An 18060-nucleotide genomic window follows, 5' to 3' on the forward strand; every position below is an offset into this window, starting at 1 on the left:
GCCATGCCCCGTTTTGCTGCCAATCTGTCGATGCTGTTCACGGAAGTCGACTTTCCCGAGCGCTTCGCCATGGCCCGGGCTGCCGGTTTTGAGGGGGTGGAATACCTGTTCCCCTATGCCTATCCCAAGGAACTGCTCAGCCAGATGCTGAACGATAACCAGCTGACTCAGGTGCTGTTCAATCTGCCGCCGGGGAACTGGGACGCTGGTGAACGGGGCATTGCCTGCCTGCCGAACCGGGTTGAGGAGTTCCAGGCCGGGGTGGGCCAGGCGATTGAATACGCTCGCGCTCTGGGCTGCCAACAGCTGAACTGCCTGGCAGGGCTGAAACCCGCTGACGTTTCGGATGAGGTTGTCTGGCAGACCCTGGCCGATAACGTCGCCTGGGCAGCAGCCAGGCTGGCGGACGAGGGCATCACCCTGTGCCTGGAGGCCATCAACTCACGGGTGGACATGCCCGGTTTCGTTCTGGACACCTCCGGTAAGGTGCTCGCGTTGATCGAGGAAGTGGACGCAGACAACGTGCGCCTGCAGTACGACCTTTATCACATGCAGATCATGGAGGGGGATCTCGTGCGCTCCATGGAGTGCCTGCTGCCGTGGATCGGACATATTCAGTTTGCGGATAACCCCGGACGCCACGAACCGGGCACCGGGGAGATTAACTTTTCGAATGTTTTTAAGGCCATCGATGCCATGGGTTATGACGGCTGGGTAAGCGCGGAATACCGGCCCACAGGGGCAACGGGTGACAGCCTCGGCTGGTTTTCGGGGAGGGTCTGACCGTCGCCAATGGCGACACCCTCTTACAAGATCGTAACTGGCCGGTTTGCCAACTTATTCGTACCCTTGTCGTTAATGTAATCCGCTATCGGGAGGAGAACCGGTGAAAGCGCTGGTAATCGAAGACGATCAGGACGTTGCAAACTATCTTGTCAAAGGTCTGAAGGAATCCGACTTCGTGGTCGATCATGCGGCCGATGGCAAGGAAGGCATGATGATGGCGGCCAGCGAAGATTATGACATCATGATTGTGGACCGCATGCTGCCGGGTATGGATGGCCTTTCCATCATCAAGACCGTGAGGGCCACCGGAAATCAGGTACCAGTCCTGATTCTTAGCGCCCTGGGTGACGTGGATGACCGCGTTGAGGGTTTGCGGGGCGGCGGTGATGATTACCTGACCAAGCCGTTCTCGTTTACCGAACTGTTGGCCCGTATCGAATCCCTGGTGCGGCGCAATCGGCAGTCGGCCGAAACCGAAACCGTACTTCGGGTTGCCGATCTGGAAATGGATCTTCTGGCGCGGACCGTCAAGCGCGCCGGCCAGAATATTGATGTCCAGCCCCGGGAGTTCCGTCTGCTGGAATACCTGATGCGCAATGCCGGCCAGGTGGTCACGCGGACCATGCTGCTGGAGAAGGTCTGGGATTACCATTTCGATCCCCAGACCAACGTGATTGACGTGCACATCAGCCGGCTGCGAGCCAAGATCGATAAGGAATTCGATACGCCCTTACTGCAGACCATTCGGGGTGCAGGGTACATGTTACGTGAAACTGCTTAGCCAGCTCAGGACCTCGTCCTTCCAGCTAGCCCTGCTGTACATGGTGGTGTTTGCCACCTCGGTATTTCTGTTACTGGCCTTTATCTACTGGCGTACAGCGGGGTTCATGACCGCCCAGACCGACGAAACCATCGAAGCGGAAATCGCGGGTCTGGCGGAGCAATACCGTGGTCGTGGCGTAAACGGCCTGATCACAATCATCCGCGAGCGTGTTGCCCGCGATCCCAACGCCAAATCCATTTACCTTCTGACCACCGACGACTTCCTCAAACTGGCCGGCAATATCGAGACCTGGCCGGAAGGCAGCCGTTCCGAGAGTGGCTGGATCAACTTTACCCTGAACGAATCTGTGGGCTGGACCGGGCCTGAACGCCTGGCCCGTGCGCGAATCTTCGAGGTTCAGGGTGGCCTGCGCCTGCTTGTGGGGCGCGATGTCGACGAACTCACCAACCTCAAGAGGGTGATCGAAACTGCCATCAATTGGGGCATGGGGATTACCCTTGCACTCGCGCTGCTTGGTGGTTTTCTGATGAGCCGCAGCACCACCCGGCGTATCGAGGTGATCAACAACACTTCACGCCGCATCATGAACGGCCACCTGTCCCTGCGGATTCCCACCCGCGGCACTGATGATGATTTCGACCAGCTGGCGGAGAACCTGAACCAGATGCTGGACCGGATTGTGTACCTGATGGAAGGCATCCGGCACGTTTCCGACAGCATTGCCCATGATTTGCGCACGCCGCTGACCCGACTGCGAAACCAGCTGGAAAACACCCTGATGTCGGTGGATAACGACGAGGCACGGGAGCAGGCCGGCCGCGCCGTCGCTGAAGCCGATCAGTTGCTGGCGACCTTTAACGCTCTCCTGCGCATCGCCAGACTGGAAACCCGGGGCAATACCGCGGATATGAAGCCCGTGCCGCTGGACGAGTTGGTTGCCGATGCCTGCGAGCTCTACGAAGCCCTGGCCGAAGATAAAGACCAATCGTTTGAACAGGATCTGCAGAGTGGTGTGAAGATTGAAGGTGACCGTGACCTTCTGTTCCAGATGGTCAGTAACCTGATCGATAACGCTATCAAGTACACCCCCGAGCATGGCGTTATCGGCGTCTCGGTTCGGCGAGAAGGTTCAGAAGCCGTCTTTGAAGTTCGGGACAGTGGCATCGGTATTCCCGATGCGGAGAAAGACCAGGTTTTCCAGCGCTTCTACCGGGTGGGAAAGAGCCGTTCGCTACCGGGTAACGGTCTGGGCCTCAGCCTGGTAAGTGCTGTTGCGGAGATTCATCAGGGCCGGATTGTTTTGAGCGATACTCACCCCGGAGAAGAATCGCCGGGGCTGACAGTGGCTGTGAAGATCCCTGCCTTTACCGAGGCCCGCAAACGCATTCGAGCGACCCAGGCGGAACAGCCATCGGATTCAGCGGCCGGGGAAACCCACGCCGCCTCAGAATCCACCGGCGTGAAGACTCACTGACTGGCGCGAAACCGGTTGATCTTCGAAAGCACCGGGCCGATCAAGGCGTCTTTGCGGGATTCGATCTCATGGCTAATCTTTTCAACCTGTGAGCGGCGACGGTTTACCCGTACCTGAATGCTGTCCCATTCGCCTTCCAGATGCTTCTGTTCTGCTGCCAGGAAAGCCGCGATGTTGTGCCGGTTGATCTTGCCAGTAATCCCGTACTGGTCCAGACGATAGCCAAGAGCATCCACGCCATTGAGCGCCAGGTTCAGCAGCTTCTGAGTATCCATGTTGTTTTCTCCGAGAATGGAAACGTTCGAAAAGAAGATAAACGCTACGCTATGCTCCGAACCTAGAGTCTGCAACCTAATTCCGCGAGCCAGCGTTCGTAATTTCCCTGACGAAAAGGTAATTCCTCGGCCACGCTGGTGTAACCAAGGGTGTGCATAATGGAAACTGTAGCTTTGGAAGCCTGCACGAATTGTTGCTTGCTTCTCCCTCCAGCACAGCGCTAGCCTTACCCCGTTTTTACGGGGTTTTTTTATGCCCTTGCATTTTTTGACTCCCGACTGGCAGAGGACGTTACGAGACCAATGACCCAGGTTTCCGGTAATGGCGGGCCACGCCCCAGATACATTACGCCCGAAGGCGAGCAGGCCCTGCGTGAGGAATTGCAGTATCTCTGGAAGGTAAAACGCCCGGAAGTGACTCAGGCGGTGCGTGAGGCCGCCGCCCTTGGCGATCGGTCCGAGAACGCCGAGTACATCTACGGCAAGAAGCAGTTAAGGGAAATCGACCGACGGGTGCGTTTCCTCAGCAAACGCCTGGAGGAACTCACCGTGGTTGACCGCTTGCCGGATGACCGGAACAAAGTATTTTTTGGCGCCTGGGTGACGGTAGAGGACGAGGACGGTGAGGAGCAGACCTATCGCCTGGTAGGCGCCGACGAGTTTGATCTGAACAAGGGTTATCTCAGCATTAACGCTCCTCTGGCCCGAGCCCTGATTGGCAAGCGCCTCGACGACGAAGTGAGCGTTCGAACCCCGGAAGGCTGGAAGTCGGTGTTTGTGGTTGGCATTCGCTACCAGGCGCCTGGCGACGACAAGTGAATGATGTCACAAAATTGGCGTGTGCCCGGGCAGATTGTGTGATTTGGCGATAGACTGATCAAAATTTGTCACAATTGGTCGCAGACAGGATCGTCTGCCGGGGTAATTGCCGTGGGTATGCGTGGAGAAATCAGGAACCTTCAGAGCAGGGTGAGCACATCGCTGGTATTGGCGGGGCTTTTGGCTGCTGCCGTTTCTGCCGGTGGGGCAGTTGCGCAGAGTGACAGGCAAGACAGTGCGTTCCAGTATGAAGAGCGCTCGACCATCAATACCATTCAGTTGAATTCCATGGAGGAGGAGACTCTGGCCAATACCGTTATCGAGGGTGGTCTGACAGCGCCGGCTGCGGGTGTGCCGCTCAAGCCCCGGATTGAAGACGACTTTTACCTGGATCCGCTTGGCCTTCGCCCCGGTGATAGCCGAACCGACCTTGGTCGCTCGCAGATTCCGGTGGAGTTCCGGTTCAGCAATCCCAAGTCCATTCCCGGGCAGACCCACAGCAACAACTACGTGATCCGTCCACCCGAAAACCGCACCTACGACGCGCTGAACATCAATATGAACGAGCGCTAAAACCGGCTATCAGGCGGCGGCGCAGCCGTTGTTGCCGACAGGCGTCTTGCCCAGTACATCCTCATAGAAGAATGCCAGGGCCTGGTTGGCCTGGTTGAAACGCGCCCGGGATAACCGCATACGATCACTCAGATAGTCCAGAAATTGCTGCCGGTCTTCATTGGCCAGCGCATCCGGATCCTTGAGATCGGTGAACAGTACGAACCGGGTAATCCAGTGCAGGTAGGTCTGCTCTGAGCGTTGATTGAGCTTGTGCTTGTGAATGGCGTCCTTGATCCGTGCCACTAAGCCTGGCTGGGATTGTTCCAGCGCCTCGGTGATGTCCATAAATAACTCTTGCTGATGAATTGGTATTGTTATTTTGGGCGCATCTTATGACAAGAGATTTACGAGCGCAAAGCTTTATTCAGGAAGATTGACTCTGGTCATTTTGTGACCAGAGTCCGGGCTGGAAGGCCGATTATTTCAGGGCTTCGAGCTTGTCGATGTACTTTTGCATGGCGTCATCGCTGGACATGCCCTTGAGCTTCTCCCAGGCATCAAACTTTGCACGGCCGACAAAATCCATCATGCCCGGGCGCTTGCCGGACACATCCCCTTCGGTGGCCTGTTTGTAGAGCGCATAGAATTCCAGTTTCATCTCGTTGGAGGGTTTGAAGTCGCCCTCGGCGGTCTGGATGTAGTTGACAGCTTCCTCGAAGCGGGTTTTCAGGTCACTCATGTTGATCTCCGTATGGTTTTACTTTGGTCCTGTTTGTTGGCCGAGTATAGCCACAGCCACCGGCTCCGTCATTGACTGAATCTTTCCAGGTCATTGGCGGAAAGGGAAACCTCAGCATTCTGGCAAAAGCTTGCCCGGCTGCACATTCCGGAAAAATGCTGGCGAGTTTTTGCTTGAGAAAGGCAAATGATCTGTGTAGAGTTTTTCGCGTTGCGTGCCAGGAAGGTGCGTACAAGGGATTGGACAACTGCAAATGATTTGCACAGGGAGCAAGCGCATGTCTTCAAAAGACGGTTCCGTCGCGCCTAAAGAGCGCATCAATATCAAATACGTCCCCGCCACCGGAGATCAGCAGGCCGAAACCGAGCTGCCGCTGAAAATGTTCGTGGTTGGCGATTTCAAGGGACACGCCGAAGAAACCCCCATCGAAGATCGCAAGGCCATCTCCGTCGACAAGAACAACTTCCGTTCGGTCATGAAGGAAGCCGGCCTGACGCTTTCCACCACCGTGACCAACAAGCTGGATGAGGAAGCCGACGAGCTGCCGGTGAACCTGGAATTCCAGACCCTGGATGATTTTTCCCCGGACAGTGTCGCTCGTCAGGTTCCGGAGCTGAACAAGCTGATCGAGCTGCGGGAAGCCCTGGTGGCGCTCAAAGGCCCGCTGGGTAACGTACCGTCGTTCCGGTCCAAGCTGCAGGAACTGCTGGACAACGACGACGCCCGGGACAAGCTGCTGGCCGAACTGGAACTGGCCACCGACAGCAACGAGTAAGCGAACGCACGCTCACTCTCCTATTTTCATCAAAACGTACTGAAGGGATGTGGTATGTCTGATACTGCTGTGCAGCAATCTGCTGCCTCCGAATCCGTTGCAGAAGGCTCTCTGCTCGACCAGGTCATGGCCAACAGCCGCATGGCGCCGGCGGATGAGGGTTACGATGTTGCCCGCAAGGGCGTGGCAACGTTTATTGCCAACCTGCTGAAAAGCGACGAAAAAGGCCAGCCGGTCAACAAGGCCCTGGTGGACCAGATGGTGGTGGAGCTGGATCGCAAGATCAGCGCCCAGATGGATGAAATCCTGCACGCGCCCAAGCTACAGGAGCTGGAATCCTCCTGGCGCGGCCTGAAGTTGATGGTCGATCGCACCGACTTCCGCGAAAACATCAAGGTGGATATCCTCCACGCCACCAAGACCGAACTGTTGGAAGACTTCGAATTTGCGCCGGATGTCACCCAGACCGGCTTCTACAAGCACATCTACTCCACCGAATACGGCCAGTTCGGCGGTGAGCCGGTGGGTGCGGTAGTGGGCAACTACGCCTTCACCCCGTCCACGCCCGACATGAAGCTGCTGCAGTACGTGTCGTCGGTCGGCGCCATGGCCCATGCTCCGTTCCTGTCCTCCGTGGCACCGTCGTTCTTTGGCGTCGACAGCTACCAGGAACTGCCGGCCATCAAGGAACTGAAGGCCGTGTTCGAGGGCCCGAAATACGCCAAGTGGCGGTCCCTGCGGGAATCTGAAGACGCCCGCTACCTGGGCCTGACGTCTCCGCGCTTCCTGTTGCGGGTGCCCTACGACCCCACCGAAAACCCGGTGCGCAGCTTCAACTACAAGGAAGACGTGTCTGGCGATCACGAGCATTACCTGTGGGGCAACACCGCGTATCTGCTGGCCACGCGCCTGACCGAGAGCTTTGCCAAGTACCGCTGGTGCCCGAATATCATCGGCCCTCAGAGCGGCGGCGCGGTGGAGGACCTGCCGGTGCATCTGTTCGAATCCTTCGGCCAGCTGGAAGCCAAGATTCCGACCGAAGTGCTGATCACCGATCGTCGCGAATACGAAATGGCCGACGAGGGTTTCATCGCCCTGACCATGCGCAAGGGCAGCGACAACGCCGCGTTCTTCTCCGCCAACTCGGTGCAAAAACCCAAGCAGTTCCCCAACACCAAGGAAGGCAAGGAAGCGGAAACCAACTACAAGCTGGGTACCCAGCTGCCCTACATGATGATCGTTAACCGCCTGGCCCACTACATCAAGGTACTGCAGCGGGAACAGATCGGCTCCTGGAAAGAACGCCAGGATCTGGAACGGGAACTGAACACCTGGATTCGCCAGTACGTGGCCGACCAGGAAAACCCGCCCGCAGAAGTCCGCAGCCGTCGGCCCTTGCGCGCGGCTCAGGTCACCGTCTCTGACGTGGAAGGCGATCCGGGCTGGTACCAGGTGTCCCTGGCGGTGCGTCCGCACTTCAAGTACATGGGTGCCAACTTCGAACTGTCACTGGTTGGCCGGCTGGACAAGGACTGATCCGTGTTCCAGCACCCGGCCAGCGACGGATCGCAGGCCGGCACCGGCAGCCTGTTCGAACGACTGGAGCAGGCGGCTGAACCGGCCGGCCAGAGTATGGGAGAAGTAACCCACGTGGTTGAGTCCATCAAGCGCCACCTGGTGCGCCTGCTGAATGCCCACCCGGGCAACAGCGCCAGCGTACCGGACCTGGGGTTACTGGATTTCAACGACGCCACCCTCGGCACCCACGATCTGAGCGTCCAGATCCGAGGCGCGATCCGGCAGTGCATCGAGAAGTTCGAACCCAGGGTGAAGCGGGTTGATGTGGTCAATCTGCCCCAGGGACCCGATCCGCTGCAGCTGCGGTTTCAGGTGACGGTCTATCTGAACGTCGGTTCGAAAGACGACAAAACAACCATAGATTTGGTTCTGGATGACAAGCGGTATTACCGCGTGATTTAGACAGCAGGGAAAGGAGGGGGTGGCGACACTTTTCTTCTGGGAAAAAACAACTCGCTTCGCTCAGACATCTTTTTTCCCGCCAGAAAAGCATCCCCACCCCCTCCGGCAGACCTGAGTGCTAATTGCTCTGGGCTGTTTTGAAGGCAAGGATGAGAGCAGGGGTGTGGTTGATCTTTCCAAAAGTGTGCGGAGCCATGGATGGCGGAGCCCAAGCGTCCCATGGACGGGCTTGAAGCGTCTTTTGGAAAGATCAACCACGCCCCTGCTCGGAGCCAGACAAGGTGCAGTAACGATGAAGTTAAATCGATTTTACAGGGACGAGTTGAGTTTTCTCAGGCTCCAGGGCCGGGAATTCGCGGATGCCCATCCTCAGCTGACCCGGTTTTTGTCCGAGCAGAGCACCGATCCGGATGTTGAACGGCTGCTGGAAGGCTTTGCGTTTCTCACCGGAAAACTCCGCGAAAAAGTCGAAGACGAGTTCCCGGAAATCACCCATTCGCTGCTGAACATGCTGTGGCCAAATTACCTTCGACCAGTGCCCAGTTGCACCATCATGCGTTTCGACCCGCAACTGCATGCCATCAGCGAACGCCAGCGGGTGGACCGACACACTGAAATCAAAAGCCGGCCCCTGGGCGACACCATGCGCCAGACCCAGTGCCGGTTCCGCACCTGCCGGGCGGTGGACGTTTACCCGGTCAGCGTCGCTGCGGCCCACGCGGAACACTCGCGGGAAGTCTCATCCGTGACCGTGGACCTGGCCCTGCATACGGATCAGCCGCTGTCGTCTCTCGGCATGGGCAGTTTGCGGTTTTATCTCGGTGGCGAAAGCCACATTGCCGAGACGCTGTTCCTGTGGCTCAACCATTACCTGGAACGCATCGATCTGGTGGTGGGCGACGCTGTTTACCGCCTACCTGCCTCACTGTTGCAGCCGGTGGGTTTTGGCAACGACGAGGCTCTGCTGCCGTACCCAAAGAACGCCTACCCCGGCTACCGCATCCTGCAGGAATACCTCAGCTTCCCGGAAGCCTTCCGTTTCGTGGACATCCACGGCCTGGCCCGCCGGCTGCCGGCGGTGCAGGCGGACGAAATCAGCCTGCGTTTTCATTTCAGCCGGATATTGCCGCCGGATGTGAAAGTGCGGGAGGACAATTTCCAACTCTACTGCACCCCGGCGGTGAACCTGTTCACCCACGAGGGCGAGCCAGTGGATCTGAACGGTCGCCAGACCGAATACCGGATTTCGCCGTCCAGCCGCTCGCCGGATCATTTTGAAGTATTCAGCATCGAGCAGGTGGAAGGCTGGCTGGAGGGCCGGTCAGGGCGCGGTGAGCCCCGGATCTACACCGCGTTTGAAAGTTTCCAGCATGAAGTGGAACGGGACCGCGGGCGCACCGCCCTTTACTACCGGATCCGCGCCCGAGACAGCGTTCGTGGGGATGGCTTTGACCATTACATATCGTTCGTCCGGGGCGACGAGTCTGAATGCCTTAACCGGCAGGAGGCGATCTCCCTCACCCTCACCTGCACCAACCGCCAGCTCCCCAGCCAGCTGGCGGTGGGCGAAATCTGCATGGCCACCGAGAGCACGCCGGCGTTTGCCACCTTCAGTAACATTACCCGGCCCACTGCGACCCTGCGGCCAACTCTGGATGGCAGCCTGTTGTGGACGCTGATCTCGAATCTGTCCCTCAATTACCTGTCCATGCTGGACGTGGATGCGCTGCGAACAGTGCTTCGAGTCTATGATTTCCGGGCCCTGGTGGACCGCCAGGCGGAGCGGGTGTCCCAGAAACGACTGGCTGGTATTACCGGTATCGAGACGGCTCCGGTTGACCGGATGGTCAGGGGCCTGCCGGTGCGGGGGATTCGCTCGGTACTGAAACTGGACCAGCAGGCCTTTGCATCAGAAGGCGATCTCTACCTGTTCGGTACGGTTCTCAGCCAGTTCTTTGCTCTTTATGCCAGTATCAACGCATTTCACCAACTGGAAGTGGTGAACACCGATAACCAGGAACGGTACACATGGACGTTACAGCAAGGTCAGCAGCCGCTGATGTAGCCGAGCTGCAACCCGTTCTGGGTAATGCGCGGCGATACAGTTTTTTCCAGCTGGTGGACTTGATTCACCGGCACCACGGGGACGACCTGGAGCGCACCGCCGATGACCAGCCCCGGCAGGAGCGGATCCGGTTTTCGGCGTCTGCCGGCCTGGGGTTTCCCGGCAGCGACGTGGTCTCGGCGCTGTCGCCGGAACATGAACACGCCCCGTACCAGATGGAAGTCAGCTTTCTGGGGTTGCACGGATCGCAGTCGCCGCTGCCGGGCTATTACCTGGAGGATCTGGCCTGGGAAGCGGGCCAGAATCTGGGTATCCGCCGGCATTTTCTGGATTTTTTCAATCATCGCCTGGTTACGCTGTTCCACCGGGCGTGGCGCAAGTATCGCTATTACGTTCGGTTTCAACCCGGTGCCTCGGACGGCTTTTCAGAGCTGATCTTTGCCCTGATCGGGCTTGGCGACAGCCGGTTGCGGGAGGCGACACCGGTTAACTGGTCAAAGATGCTGGCCTATTCCGGCCTGATGGCCGGTCGCAGCCGGTCGCCGGAGGTAGTGAGCGGCATCGTTGCCCATTGCTTCGATCTGGAGGATGTCAGTATTGAACAGTGGGTTCTGCGTAAGGTGGCTATCGCCGATGATCAACAGACCCGACTGGGCCAGACCAACGCCTGTCTGGGCAGCGACACACTGGTGGGATCGGCCATCCGGGATCGCAGTGGCAAATTCGTACTCCGGTTGCGGAATCTCAGTCGACAGCGCTTTGCGGATTTCCTGCCCAATGGCCAGGACCACCAGCGCCTGGTCAAACTGGTGGAGTTCGCTACACGGGAGCAACTGGCCTACGACCTGGAGCTTCAAATGCGTCCGAAGGACATCCGCCCCATGCAGTTGGGGGAAGATGTGCGGCTTGGCTGGAATTCCTTCGTGACCCCGGAAAAGGCCCGGCGCCGACCGGCGGTCCGGATTCAGATTCGCCGGTAAACCCGGCAGGGAAGGCATTCATGGATGAACAACAGGCTGCGGGCCTCAAGCTGACAGTCACCAATCCGACCGTTGCCGGCGGTGGAGCAACCATCGAGCATTGTTTCAGCGCTCGCGGTGGCTCTATCGGTACAGCGGCCAGTGATACCTGGCGGTTATCCTCCCAGCGAACGGGAGCGGTTCCCGGTCACGCGGAGATCCGTTTTCTGGATGGCGGCTTCTGCCTGATTGATCGCAGTGGCCGGACCTACATCAATAGCGCAAGTCAGCCTGTGGGCAGGGGCCGTCGGGCACGCCTGAAACATGGAGACGTCGTCAGTATCGGTCGCTATCAGCTTCGTGCGGAGTTGGCCGAGGCTGTTGGCGAACCGTTGCTTGAGAGCGGTGAAGCAGAGCGGGCCGGGCAACTGATCAATGTCTATGAAGGGCCGCTGGTGCGGGCCGAGGACTCAACCAGCCAGACCGAGAACCCGGAGCCGCTGCAAAATTTTGCCCCGGTAGCCGGGGAGGCGGCCAGTGATGACCCATTGGCACCGTGGACCGATCAGCCGGAAGAACAAACGTCGGACACCGACGCGCTGATGGTGAGTGAAACCTCCTGGCGAGCTGCTGGAAGGGAGGTTTCGGATGAGTACCGTGAAAACCGCGATGTAGCGATGGGCCTGCCCGTTCGCAAAGGAGAAAAAGACAGGATGTCTGAGATTACAAAGAGTACTGATCGCCGGGAGGCTTCAGACCAGAGCAGCAAACACATCAGTGGTGCCCCCCTGTTGCGGGGTATGGAAGCCGGGCTGGACTTTGCCGACAGCGATGAGATGCGCCTGTTCCTGGAGGAAGCGGGGCAGACTCTGAAGGCGACCGTGGAGGGTTTGTTGGCTCTGCACCAGGGCGAAGACAGCAGACATCAGGCGCTGCGAACCCGTTTGCAACCCATTGAGGATAATCCACTGCGGTTGGGTGAGGGGTATGAAGACACGGTGCAGACCCTGTTCGCCAGCCACCGTAGCCCGGTTCACCTCTCGGCGCCGGCAGCGGTACGGGAGAGTCTGCAGAGCCTCAATCACCACCAGCAGGCAACCCGTGAGGCTATCAGCGAGGCACTGGAGGCCATCCTGCATGCTTTTTCGCCCGAGGCCTTGCTGCGTCGTTTCCATGGTTACCGACGGGGACTGCGCCAGAACGAGGACGAGGGACGCTGGGCATGGGATATGTACCAGCATTATTACCGGGAATTGAAATCCAGCCGTCAGCAGGGATTCGAGCGTCTGTTCCAGGAAGTGTTCGAACAGGCCTACGACCAGAACCTGCGCCAACTACAGAGGGAGAACCCGTTGTGAAGACCTGCAAATGGAGTTTGCTGGCCATCGTATTCGTGCTTGCCGGATGCAGCACCCCCTATAACGCGGTCACCAAAACCGCAAAAGTGCTCTGGGACCCGGATATCCCGGTGGGATACCCGGAGGATCTGCCCAGCCGGGTTGGTCTGACCATGGTGGCCGAACCGGATGTAAACCCGAATGAATCCCTGGCACCCACGCCCATTGCGTTTCAGATCATCGAGATGCGGGACAGCTCACTGTTGATGGCCGGGGATTTCGACCAGCTACTGAGTGACCTGGAGGCGTCACTGGGCCAGAACTATGTGGACCACAGCGATTACTCCCTGGTGCCGGGCCAGTTCAAGTTCATCGAACCTTTCGAGATTGGCGATGATACCCGATTTATCGGCGTGATCGCCTTTTACGCCTACCCCAACCTGTCCCAGTGGAAGAAGGTGGTAAAGGTGGATCCAATCGGCGGCCGCTACAACCTGCTGGTGAATCTGCGGGAGCGGGAAGTTCAACTCAAGCATTCGGATGACACCTGATGGCACTAACCAATCGAGTCGTCTGGAGTGATGGCCTGTTCATCAAGCCCCAGCACTTCCAGCAACAGCAGCGATATCTGGAACACCAGATCAATGAACGGGCGCTCGCGATCTCCGATTATCTTTATGGCTTCAGCAACCTGGAACTGAATGCAGAGTACCTGAGTTTCGGACGGATTGGCCTCGTGCGGGCATCCGGACTGTTCCCGGATGGCACCCGCTTCAGCCTGCCCCAGGACGACGTGATGCCGGAGCCCATGGAAATCACCGATGCCTCCGTGGCCAATCAGGTCGTCTACCTGGCGTTGCCGTTGGGCAGTGAAAGCCTGGCGGAAGTGGAATGGCCGGACGCCCCGGTGGCCGGTCGGTTCCGTGCCGACTCCCGGGAAATCCGGGATCTGCACTCGATCGACGGCGATGCCCACACCATTGATGTGGGCCGAGTGGCGCCCCGCCTGATGCTTGAGAGGGAAGATCGCAGCGCCTATGCGGCCTTGGCGATTGGCCGGATTCTTGAAAAACGCCCGGACGGAAGCCTGGTGATGGATCCGAACTTCCTCCCCACCATGCTGAGTGTGCGAGCCGCACCCAGGCTGCAGCGATTCGTCGGTGAAATGGCAGGCTTGATGCGGGAGCGGGCACGCAATATCGCCGAGCGTGTCGGTGCACCGGGGCAGGGTGGCGTTGCGGACGTGGCGGACTTTATGTTGCTGGAGATGCTGAACCGGGCTCATCCCAGATTCATGCACCTGGCCCGCCTGCGCCAGTTGCATCCCGAACGGCTGTTCGAAGCCCTGCTTGAGCTGTGTGGCGAGCTGGTGACCTTTACCGACGAAGGACGCCTGCCGAGAGAGTACCCGGCCTATGACCACGATCTGCCGGAGGATTGTTTTACCCCGCTCATGCAGGTTCTGCGGCAGTCCCTGAGCACGGTGCTGGAACCGAGGGCGTTGGCTATCCAGCTCCAGCAGCGCCAGTACGGCCTGACCGTGGCCCCGGTTCAGGACGCCCAGTTGGTCCGGGATGCGGAATTCATTCTTGCGGTCAAAGCCGACATGCCACTGGACGATCTGCGCAAGCAGTTCACCCAGCAGTGCAAGGTGGCCTCGGTGGAAAAAATCCGGGATCTCATCAGCCTGCAACTGCCGGGAATACCGCTCGCCCCGTTACCGGTCGCACCCCGGCAATTGCCGTACCACGCCGGCTTCGTCTACTTCCGCCTGGACGACCAGAGCCAGGCCTGGCAAATGCTTGACAACGCGAGCGGCTTTGCATTCCACGTGGCCGGCAGTTTCCCGGGCATGGAAATGCAGTTCTGGGCAATCAGGAGCTAAATCATGGCAGATGCACAGGTAATGGACTTACCCAGTGGCAGCAGGAATTCCGGCAGCAGTGCGTTCAGTGATCTGATTTTTGCCGACAGACGGGGAACAGCTGAGGGCAACAGGGAAGGGCAGGTCGACGAGCAGTTCCAGCTCAGAGGATTGGAACATAACCGCCTGATTGATGCCGCCACACCATTGCTTGGCCTGGTGATCAGGATACGCAGGCTGGCAGACTATCGCGCGGTGGAAACCCTCTACCAGCAGGTGGTGGATGAGATCGCTGCCATCGACCGGGAACTGGTGGAACAGGGTTACGACCGGCCAGTTGTTGTCGCCTACCGGTATGTTCTCTGCGCCTTCATCGACGAGGCCGTGCTGGGAACCGACTGGGGCGCCCACAGCGTCTGGTCACAGCACTCCCTGTTGTCCCGCTTCCACAACGAGACCTGGGGTGGGGAGAAAGTGTTTGCGATTCTTGCCCGGATGGAGCAGGAACCGGCCCGTTACTGCGACATGTTGTCGTTCATCTACCTGTGTCTCTGTCTGGGTTTCGAAGGGCGGTACAAGGTGATGGAAAACGGCCGGGATGAATACGACCAGATTGTCCGTGGCCTGCACGAACAACTGAAAGCGTTGCAGGAGGAGCTGGAACCGGCGCCTCTTGCGGATGCCCGCGCGAATGTAGCGCCAACCCGGAACCGGTTGCGCAGTGGCATGCCCGTCTGGGGCATTGCTGGTCTGTTTGTGGCGGCCATGGCCGGCATCTACTCCCTGTATAACATGGCACTGAACGAGCGCATCACGGACGTATTGCGCGTACTCGACCAACTACCGAAATAAGGACATCAACGTGATTCGGGTAGAACTGCCGGCGCTGATCGGGCGCCTCAACGACATCTCTCGCCAGGCACTGGAGGCTTCTGCCGCCCTGTGCATCAGCCGCCAGGGCGCGGAAATCACTCCGGCCCATTTGCTGTTCAAACTGCTGGAAACCCCGTTTTCCGATGTGCGCCAGATTCTGGAGCATACCGGCATTGAGCATCAGCAGTTGCAACCGTTGGTGGGCGACAGCCTGAACGGTGAGGCCCAAAGCGCTGAGCCCTATCCGTCGTTCTCACCACTGTTGGTGGAACTGCTGCAGGATGCCTGGCTGCTGGCTTCCACCGAACTGGGTCACACTGAGCTTTGCTCCGGCGCCGTATTCCTGGCCCTGCTGATGAATGCCGAGCGCTATCTGATGCCCTGTGTGGCTCAGGCACTGGCGGAGATCAACCGTGAGCAGCTGCGCAAGCAGTTTGACCGGCTCACCGATGGCTCCGCAGAACGCCTTCAGTTGGGCGAAAACGGCGACGCCAGGTCGGCCTCGCAGACCGATATGGATCCGCTTACCCGCTACGCCACCGACTTCACCAGACTCGCCCGGGAAGACAAACTGGACCCCGTGGTGTGCCGTGACGCCGAGATCGACCAGATGATCGACATCCTCTGCCGCCGCCGCAAGAACAACCCCATCGTGGTCGGTGATGCCGGTGTCGGCAAAAGTGCCGTGGTAGAAGGCCTCGCCCTGCGCATCGTCAACGGCGATGTGCCGGATCGCCTGAAAAACGTCGAACTCTGGACGCTGGATATGGGCGCTTTGCAGGCCGGTGCGTCTGTGAAAGGCGAGTTCGAAAAGCGCCTCAAAGGCGTTATTGAAGCGGTCAAAGGCTCTGCCACGCCGATCATCCTGTTCATCGACGAAGCCCATACCCTGATCGGCGCGGGCAACAGCGAAGGTGGCTCCGACGCCGCCAACCTGCTGAAACCGGCCCTTGCCCGGGGCGAGCTCCGCACCATCGCCGCGACCACCTGGCGCGAGTACAAGAAATACTTCGAAAAAGACCCGGCCCTGGGCCGGCGCTTCCAGCCGGTCGCCCTGGACGAGCCGACACCGGGCGAAGCCGTCCACATTCTCCGCGGCCTGCGAACCGTCTACGAAAAAGCCCATCAGGTCCTGATCGCCGACGACGCCCTGAAAGCCGCCGCTGACATGTCGGCCCGTTACCTTGCCGGCCGTCAGCTACCGGACAAAGCCATCGATGTACTGGACACCGCCTGCGCCCGGGTCAGCCTGAATCTGAGCACGCCGCCCAGAAGCCTGAGCCACGTCCGCAGCGAGCTGCATCAGCTGGCCATGGAACAGAACCTGCTAAGCCGGGAGCACACTCTGGGCCAGACTGTGGATGCCGAACGGGAACGGGAACTGGAACAGCGAATTGCCAGGATCACTGCTGAATCCGAAGCCCTTGAACAACGCTGGAACGACCAGCGCGAACTTGTGGCCCGACTGGTGGATATCCGGGAACAGTTGCTCACCGGTGAATCGCAGGGCGAAGCGGATACCTCTGAGTTGACCGATGGAGATACAGAAGAACGCCCGGATCTGAAAAGCGAAGCCGCCGCAATTGAGCAGGAACTGACTGAACTCCAGGCCGACGAGCCGCTGGTACACGCCCGCGTTGATGCCAGACAGGTGGCCGAAGTTATCGCCGACTGGACCGGCATCCCGGTCAATCGAATGACCACCGACGAACTTGAAAAAATCACCCATTTGCCGGCGTATCTTCAGGAGCATATCAAAGGCCAGGACACCGCCATCGACTACCTGCATCAACATCTGCTTACCGCCCGCGCCGACTTGCGCCGGCCGGGCCGCCCCATGGGCGCCTTCTTGCTGGTGGGCCCGAGCGGCGTTGGCAAAACCGAAACCGTTGTACAGCTGGCCGAACTGCTCTACGGCGGCCGCCAGTTCCTCACCACCATCAACATGTCCGAATACCAGGAAAAACACACTGTCTCCCGCCTGATCGGCTCGCCTCCCGGGTATGTGGGTTTTGGCGAAGGCGGCATCCTCACCGAAGCCATCCGCCAGAAACCCTACTCCGTGGTCTTGCTCGACGAAGTCGAAAAAGCCCATCCGGAAGTCCTCAACCTGTTCTACCAGGCGTTTGACAAAGGCGAATTGGCCGACGGCGAAGGCCGGTTGATCGACTGCAAAAACGTCGTCTTCTTCCTCACCTCCAATCTGGGCTACCAGACCATCGTCAACCACGCCGACTCGCCGGCCAGCCTGGAAGAGGCCCTGTACCCGGAATTGGCCAACTTCTTCAAGCCCGCTTTGCTGGCAAGGATGGAAGTGGTGCCTTATTTACCCCTGGGCGAGGAAACCCTCAACCGTATCGTTGGCGACAAACTCCAGCGGCTGGCAGACCAGATCAAGGGCCGTTACCACACCGACGTGGAACTGGAAGAAGGACTTATCGAGGCTATTCGAAGCCGTGCGACAAGAAGTGAAAACGGCGCAAGGATGCTTGAGTCGATCATAGAGGGTGAATTGTTGCCGCCTGTTTCACTGGCGTTGCTGGAGAAATTGGCGGCGAGGGAGCCGGTAAGAAAAGTGACTCTCGGTGTAGATGAGCATCAGTTTGTGGGAACTGTTGCTTGAGGTAACTGGAGGTAGCGGACCCTGTGGTTCGGCTTTCCAAATACCCTGCGGAGCCATGGGTGAAGAGCGAAAGCTCTTCACGGGTTGGCCAGGGATGGCCAAGCCAGGACCCTCACTGCGACGCAGGAGCAGTAAGCAGTGAGGGGCGGAGC

General features: G+C 58.9%; 18 protein-coding genes. 15 read left to right on the plus strand and 3 right to left on the minus strand.

The genetic code is table 11. The features are described from left to right. The first annotated feature begins 3 nt into the window (after nucleotides 1–3). From hyi to QZ534_RS09435, 3 genes are all read left to right on the plus strand, one after another. On the plus strand, nucleotides 4–783 hold the full coding sequence (hyi, locus tag QZ534_RS09425) for a hydroxypyruvate isomerase (RefSeq protein WP_296933967.1): 780 nt from the start codon (nucleotides 4–6) through the stop codon (nucleotides 781–783). Between the two features lie 103 nt (nucleotides 784–886). Beyond that, a complete protein-coding gene (locus QZ534_RS09430) occupies nucleotides 887–1567 on the plus strand; it encodes a response regulator transcription factor (protein WP_008175694.1) in 681 nt (226 codons plus the stop codon). Further along, a complete protein-coding gene (locus QZ534_RS09435) occupies nucleotides 1554–3044 on the plus strand; it encodes a HAMP domain-containing sensor histidine kinase (RefSeq protein ID WP_296933969.1) in 1491 nt (496 codons plus the stop codon). Before QZ534_RS09430 ends, QZ534_RS09435 begins: the two co-directional genes overlap by 14 nt. Here the strand turns inward: QZ534_RS09435 and QZ534_RS09440 are convergent. Continuing rightward, complete coding sequence (locus QZ534_RS09440; protein WP_296933971.1) at nucleotides 3038–3319, minus strand: hypothetical protein; 282 nt, start codon at nucleotides 3317–3319, stop codon at nucleotides 3038–3040. The two genes, QZ534_RS09435 and QZ534_RS09440, sit on opposite strands and share 7 nt — an antisense overlap. Before the next feature lie 303 nt (nucleotides 3320–3622). Here QZ534_RS09440 and greB point away from each other — a divergent pair, with 303 nt between their 5' ends. Further along, entirely contained in the window at nucleotides 3623–4138 is a 516-nt protein-coding gene (greB, locus tag QZ534_RS09445) for a transcription elongation factor GreB (RefSeq protein WP_296933973.1), read from the plus strand. 111 nt (nucleotides 4139–4249) lie between these two features. Further along, nucleotides 4250–4711, plus strand: a complete 462-nt coding sequence (locus QZ534_RS09450; RefSeq protein WP_296933975.1) for a hypothetical protein — start codon at nucleotides 4250–4252, stop codon at nucleotides 4709–4711. A 9-nt stretch (nucleotides 4712–4720) separates the two neighbouring features. Here the strand turns inward: QZ534_RS09450 and QZ534_RS09455 are convergent, their stop codons facing one another. After that, entirely contained in the window at nucleotides 4721–5038 is a 318-nt protein-coding gene (locus tag QZ534_RS09455; RefSeq protein ID WP_296933977.1) for a site-specific integrase, read from the minus strand. A 133-nt stretch (nucleotides 5039–5171) separates the two neighbouring features. Continuing rightward, entirely contained in the window at nucleotides 5172–5432 is a 261-nt protein-coding gene (locus tag QZ534_RS09460; RefSeq protein WP_296933979.1) for an acyl-CoA-binding protein, read from the minus strand. 277 nt (nucleotides 5433–5709) lie between these two features. Between QZ534_RS09460 and tssB the strand changes: the two genes are divergently transcribed. The 10 genes from tssB (at nucleotide 5710) to tssH (ending at nucleotide 17908) form a co-directional block, all read left to right on the plus strand. Further along, nucleotides 5710–6207: a type VI secretion system contractile sheath small subunit gene (gene tssB / locus QZ534_RS09465; protein ID WP_008175709.1), complete on the plus strand. Its 498-nt coding sequence runs from the start codon at nucleotides 5710–5712 to the stop codon at nucleotides 6205–6207. 54 nt (nucleotides 6208–6261) lie between these two features. Next, entirely contained in the window at nucleotides 6262–7743 is a 1482-nt protein-coding gene (tssC, locus tag QZ534_RS09470; protein WP_296933982.1) for a type VI secretion system contractile sheath large subunit, read from the plus strand. A 3-nt stretch (nucleotides 7744–7746) separates the two neighbouring features. Next, nucleotides 7747–8187 carry a type VI secretion system baseplate subunit TssE gene (tssE, locus tag QZ534_RS09475; RefSeq protein WP_296933984.1) on the plus strand — a complete coding sequence of 147 codons (441 nt, stop codon included), beginning with the start codon at nucleotides 7747–7749 and terminating at the stop codon, nucleotides 8185–8187. 292 nt (nucleotides 8188–8479) lie between these two features. Beyond that, on the plus strand, nucleotides 8480–10252 hold the full coding sequence (gene tssF, locus QZ534_RS09480) for a type VI secretion system baseplate subunit TssF (RefSeq protein WP_296933986.1): 1773 nt from the start codon (nucleotides 8480–8482) through the stop codon (nucleotides 10250–10252). After that, on the plus strand, nucleotides 10216–11232 hold the full coding sequence (gene tssG, locus QZ534_RS09485; protein WP_296933988.1) for a type VI secretion system baseplate subunit TssG: 1017 nt from the start codon (nucleotides 10216–10218) through the stop codon (nucleotides 11230–11232). The genes tssF and tssG overlap by 37 nt, the downstream gene beginning before the upstream one ends. A 20-nt stretch (nucleotides 11233–11252) precedes the next feature. Beyond that, a complete protein-coding gene (tagH, locus tag QZ534_RS09490; RefSeq protein WP_296933990.1) occupies nucleotides 11253–12569 on the plus strand; it encodes a type VI secretion system-associated FHA domain protein TagH in 1317 nt (438 codons plus the stop codon). Then, nucleotides 12566–13099 (plus strand): type VI secretion system lipoprotein TssJ, encoded by a 534-nt coding sequence (gene tssJ, locus QZ534_RS09495; RefSeq protein ID WP_296933992.1) that lies wholly within the window; start codon nucleotides 12566–12568, stop codon nucleotides 13097–13099. Before tagH ends, tssJ begins: the two co-directional genes overlap by 4 nt. Further along, nucleotides 13099–14433: a type VI secretion system baseplate subunit TssK gene (gene tssK, locus QZ534_RS09500; RefSeq protein WP_296933994.1), complete on the plus strand. Its 1335-nt coding sequence runs from the start codon at nucleotides 13099–13101 to the stop codon at nucleotides 14431–14433. The genes tssJ and tssK overlap by 1 nt, the downstream gene beginning before the upstream one ends. A gap of 3 nt (nucleotides 14434–14436) precedes the next feature. Continuing rightward, complete coding sequence (gene icmH / locus QZ534_RS09505) at nucleotides 14437–15264, plus strand: type IVB secretion system protein IcmH/DotU (RefSeq protein WP_296933996.1); 828 nt, start codon at nucleotides 14437–14439, stop codon at nucleotides 15262–15264. Between the two features lie 10 nt (nucleotides 15265–15274). Further along, a complete protein-coding gene (gene tssH / locus QZ534_RS09510) occupies nucleotides 15275–17908 on the plus strand; it encodes a type VI secretion system ATPase TssH (RefSeq protein ID WP_296933998.1) in 2634 nt (877 codons plus the stop codon). Nucleotides 17909–18060 lie beyond the last annotated feature (152 nt).

It is taken from the genome of uncultured Marinobacter sp. (assembly GCF_913055835.1).
Classification (GTDB): domain Bacteria; phylum Pseudomonadota; class Gammaproteobacteria; order Pseudomonadales; family Oleiphilaceae; genus Marinobacter.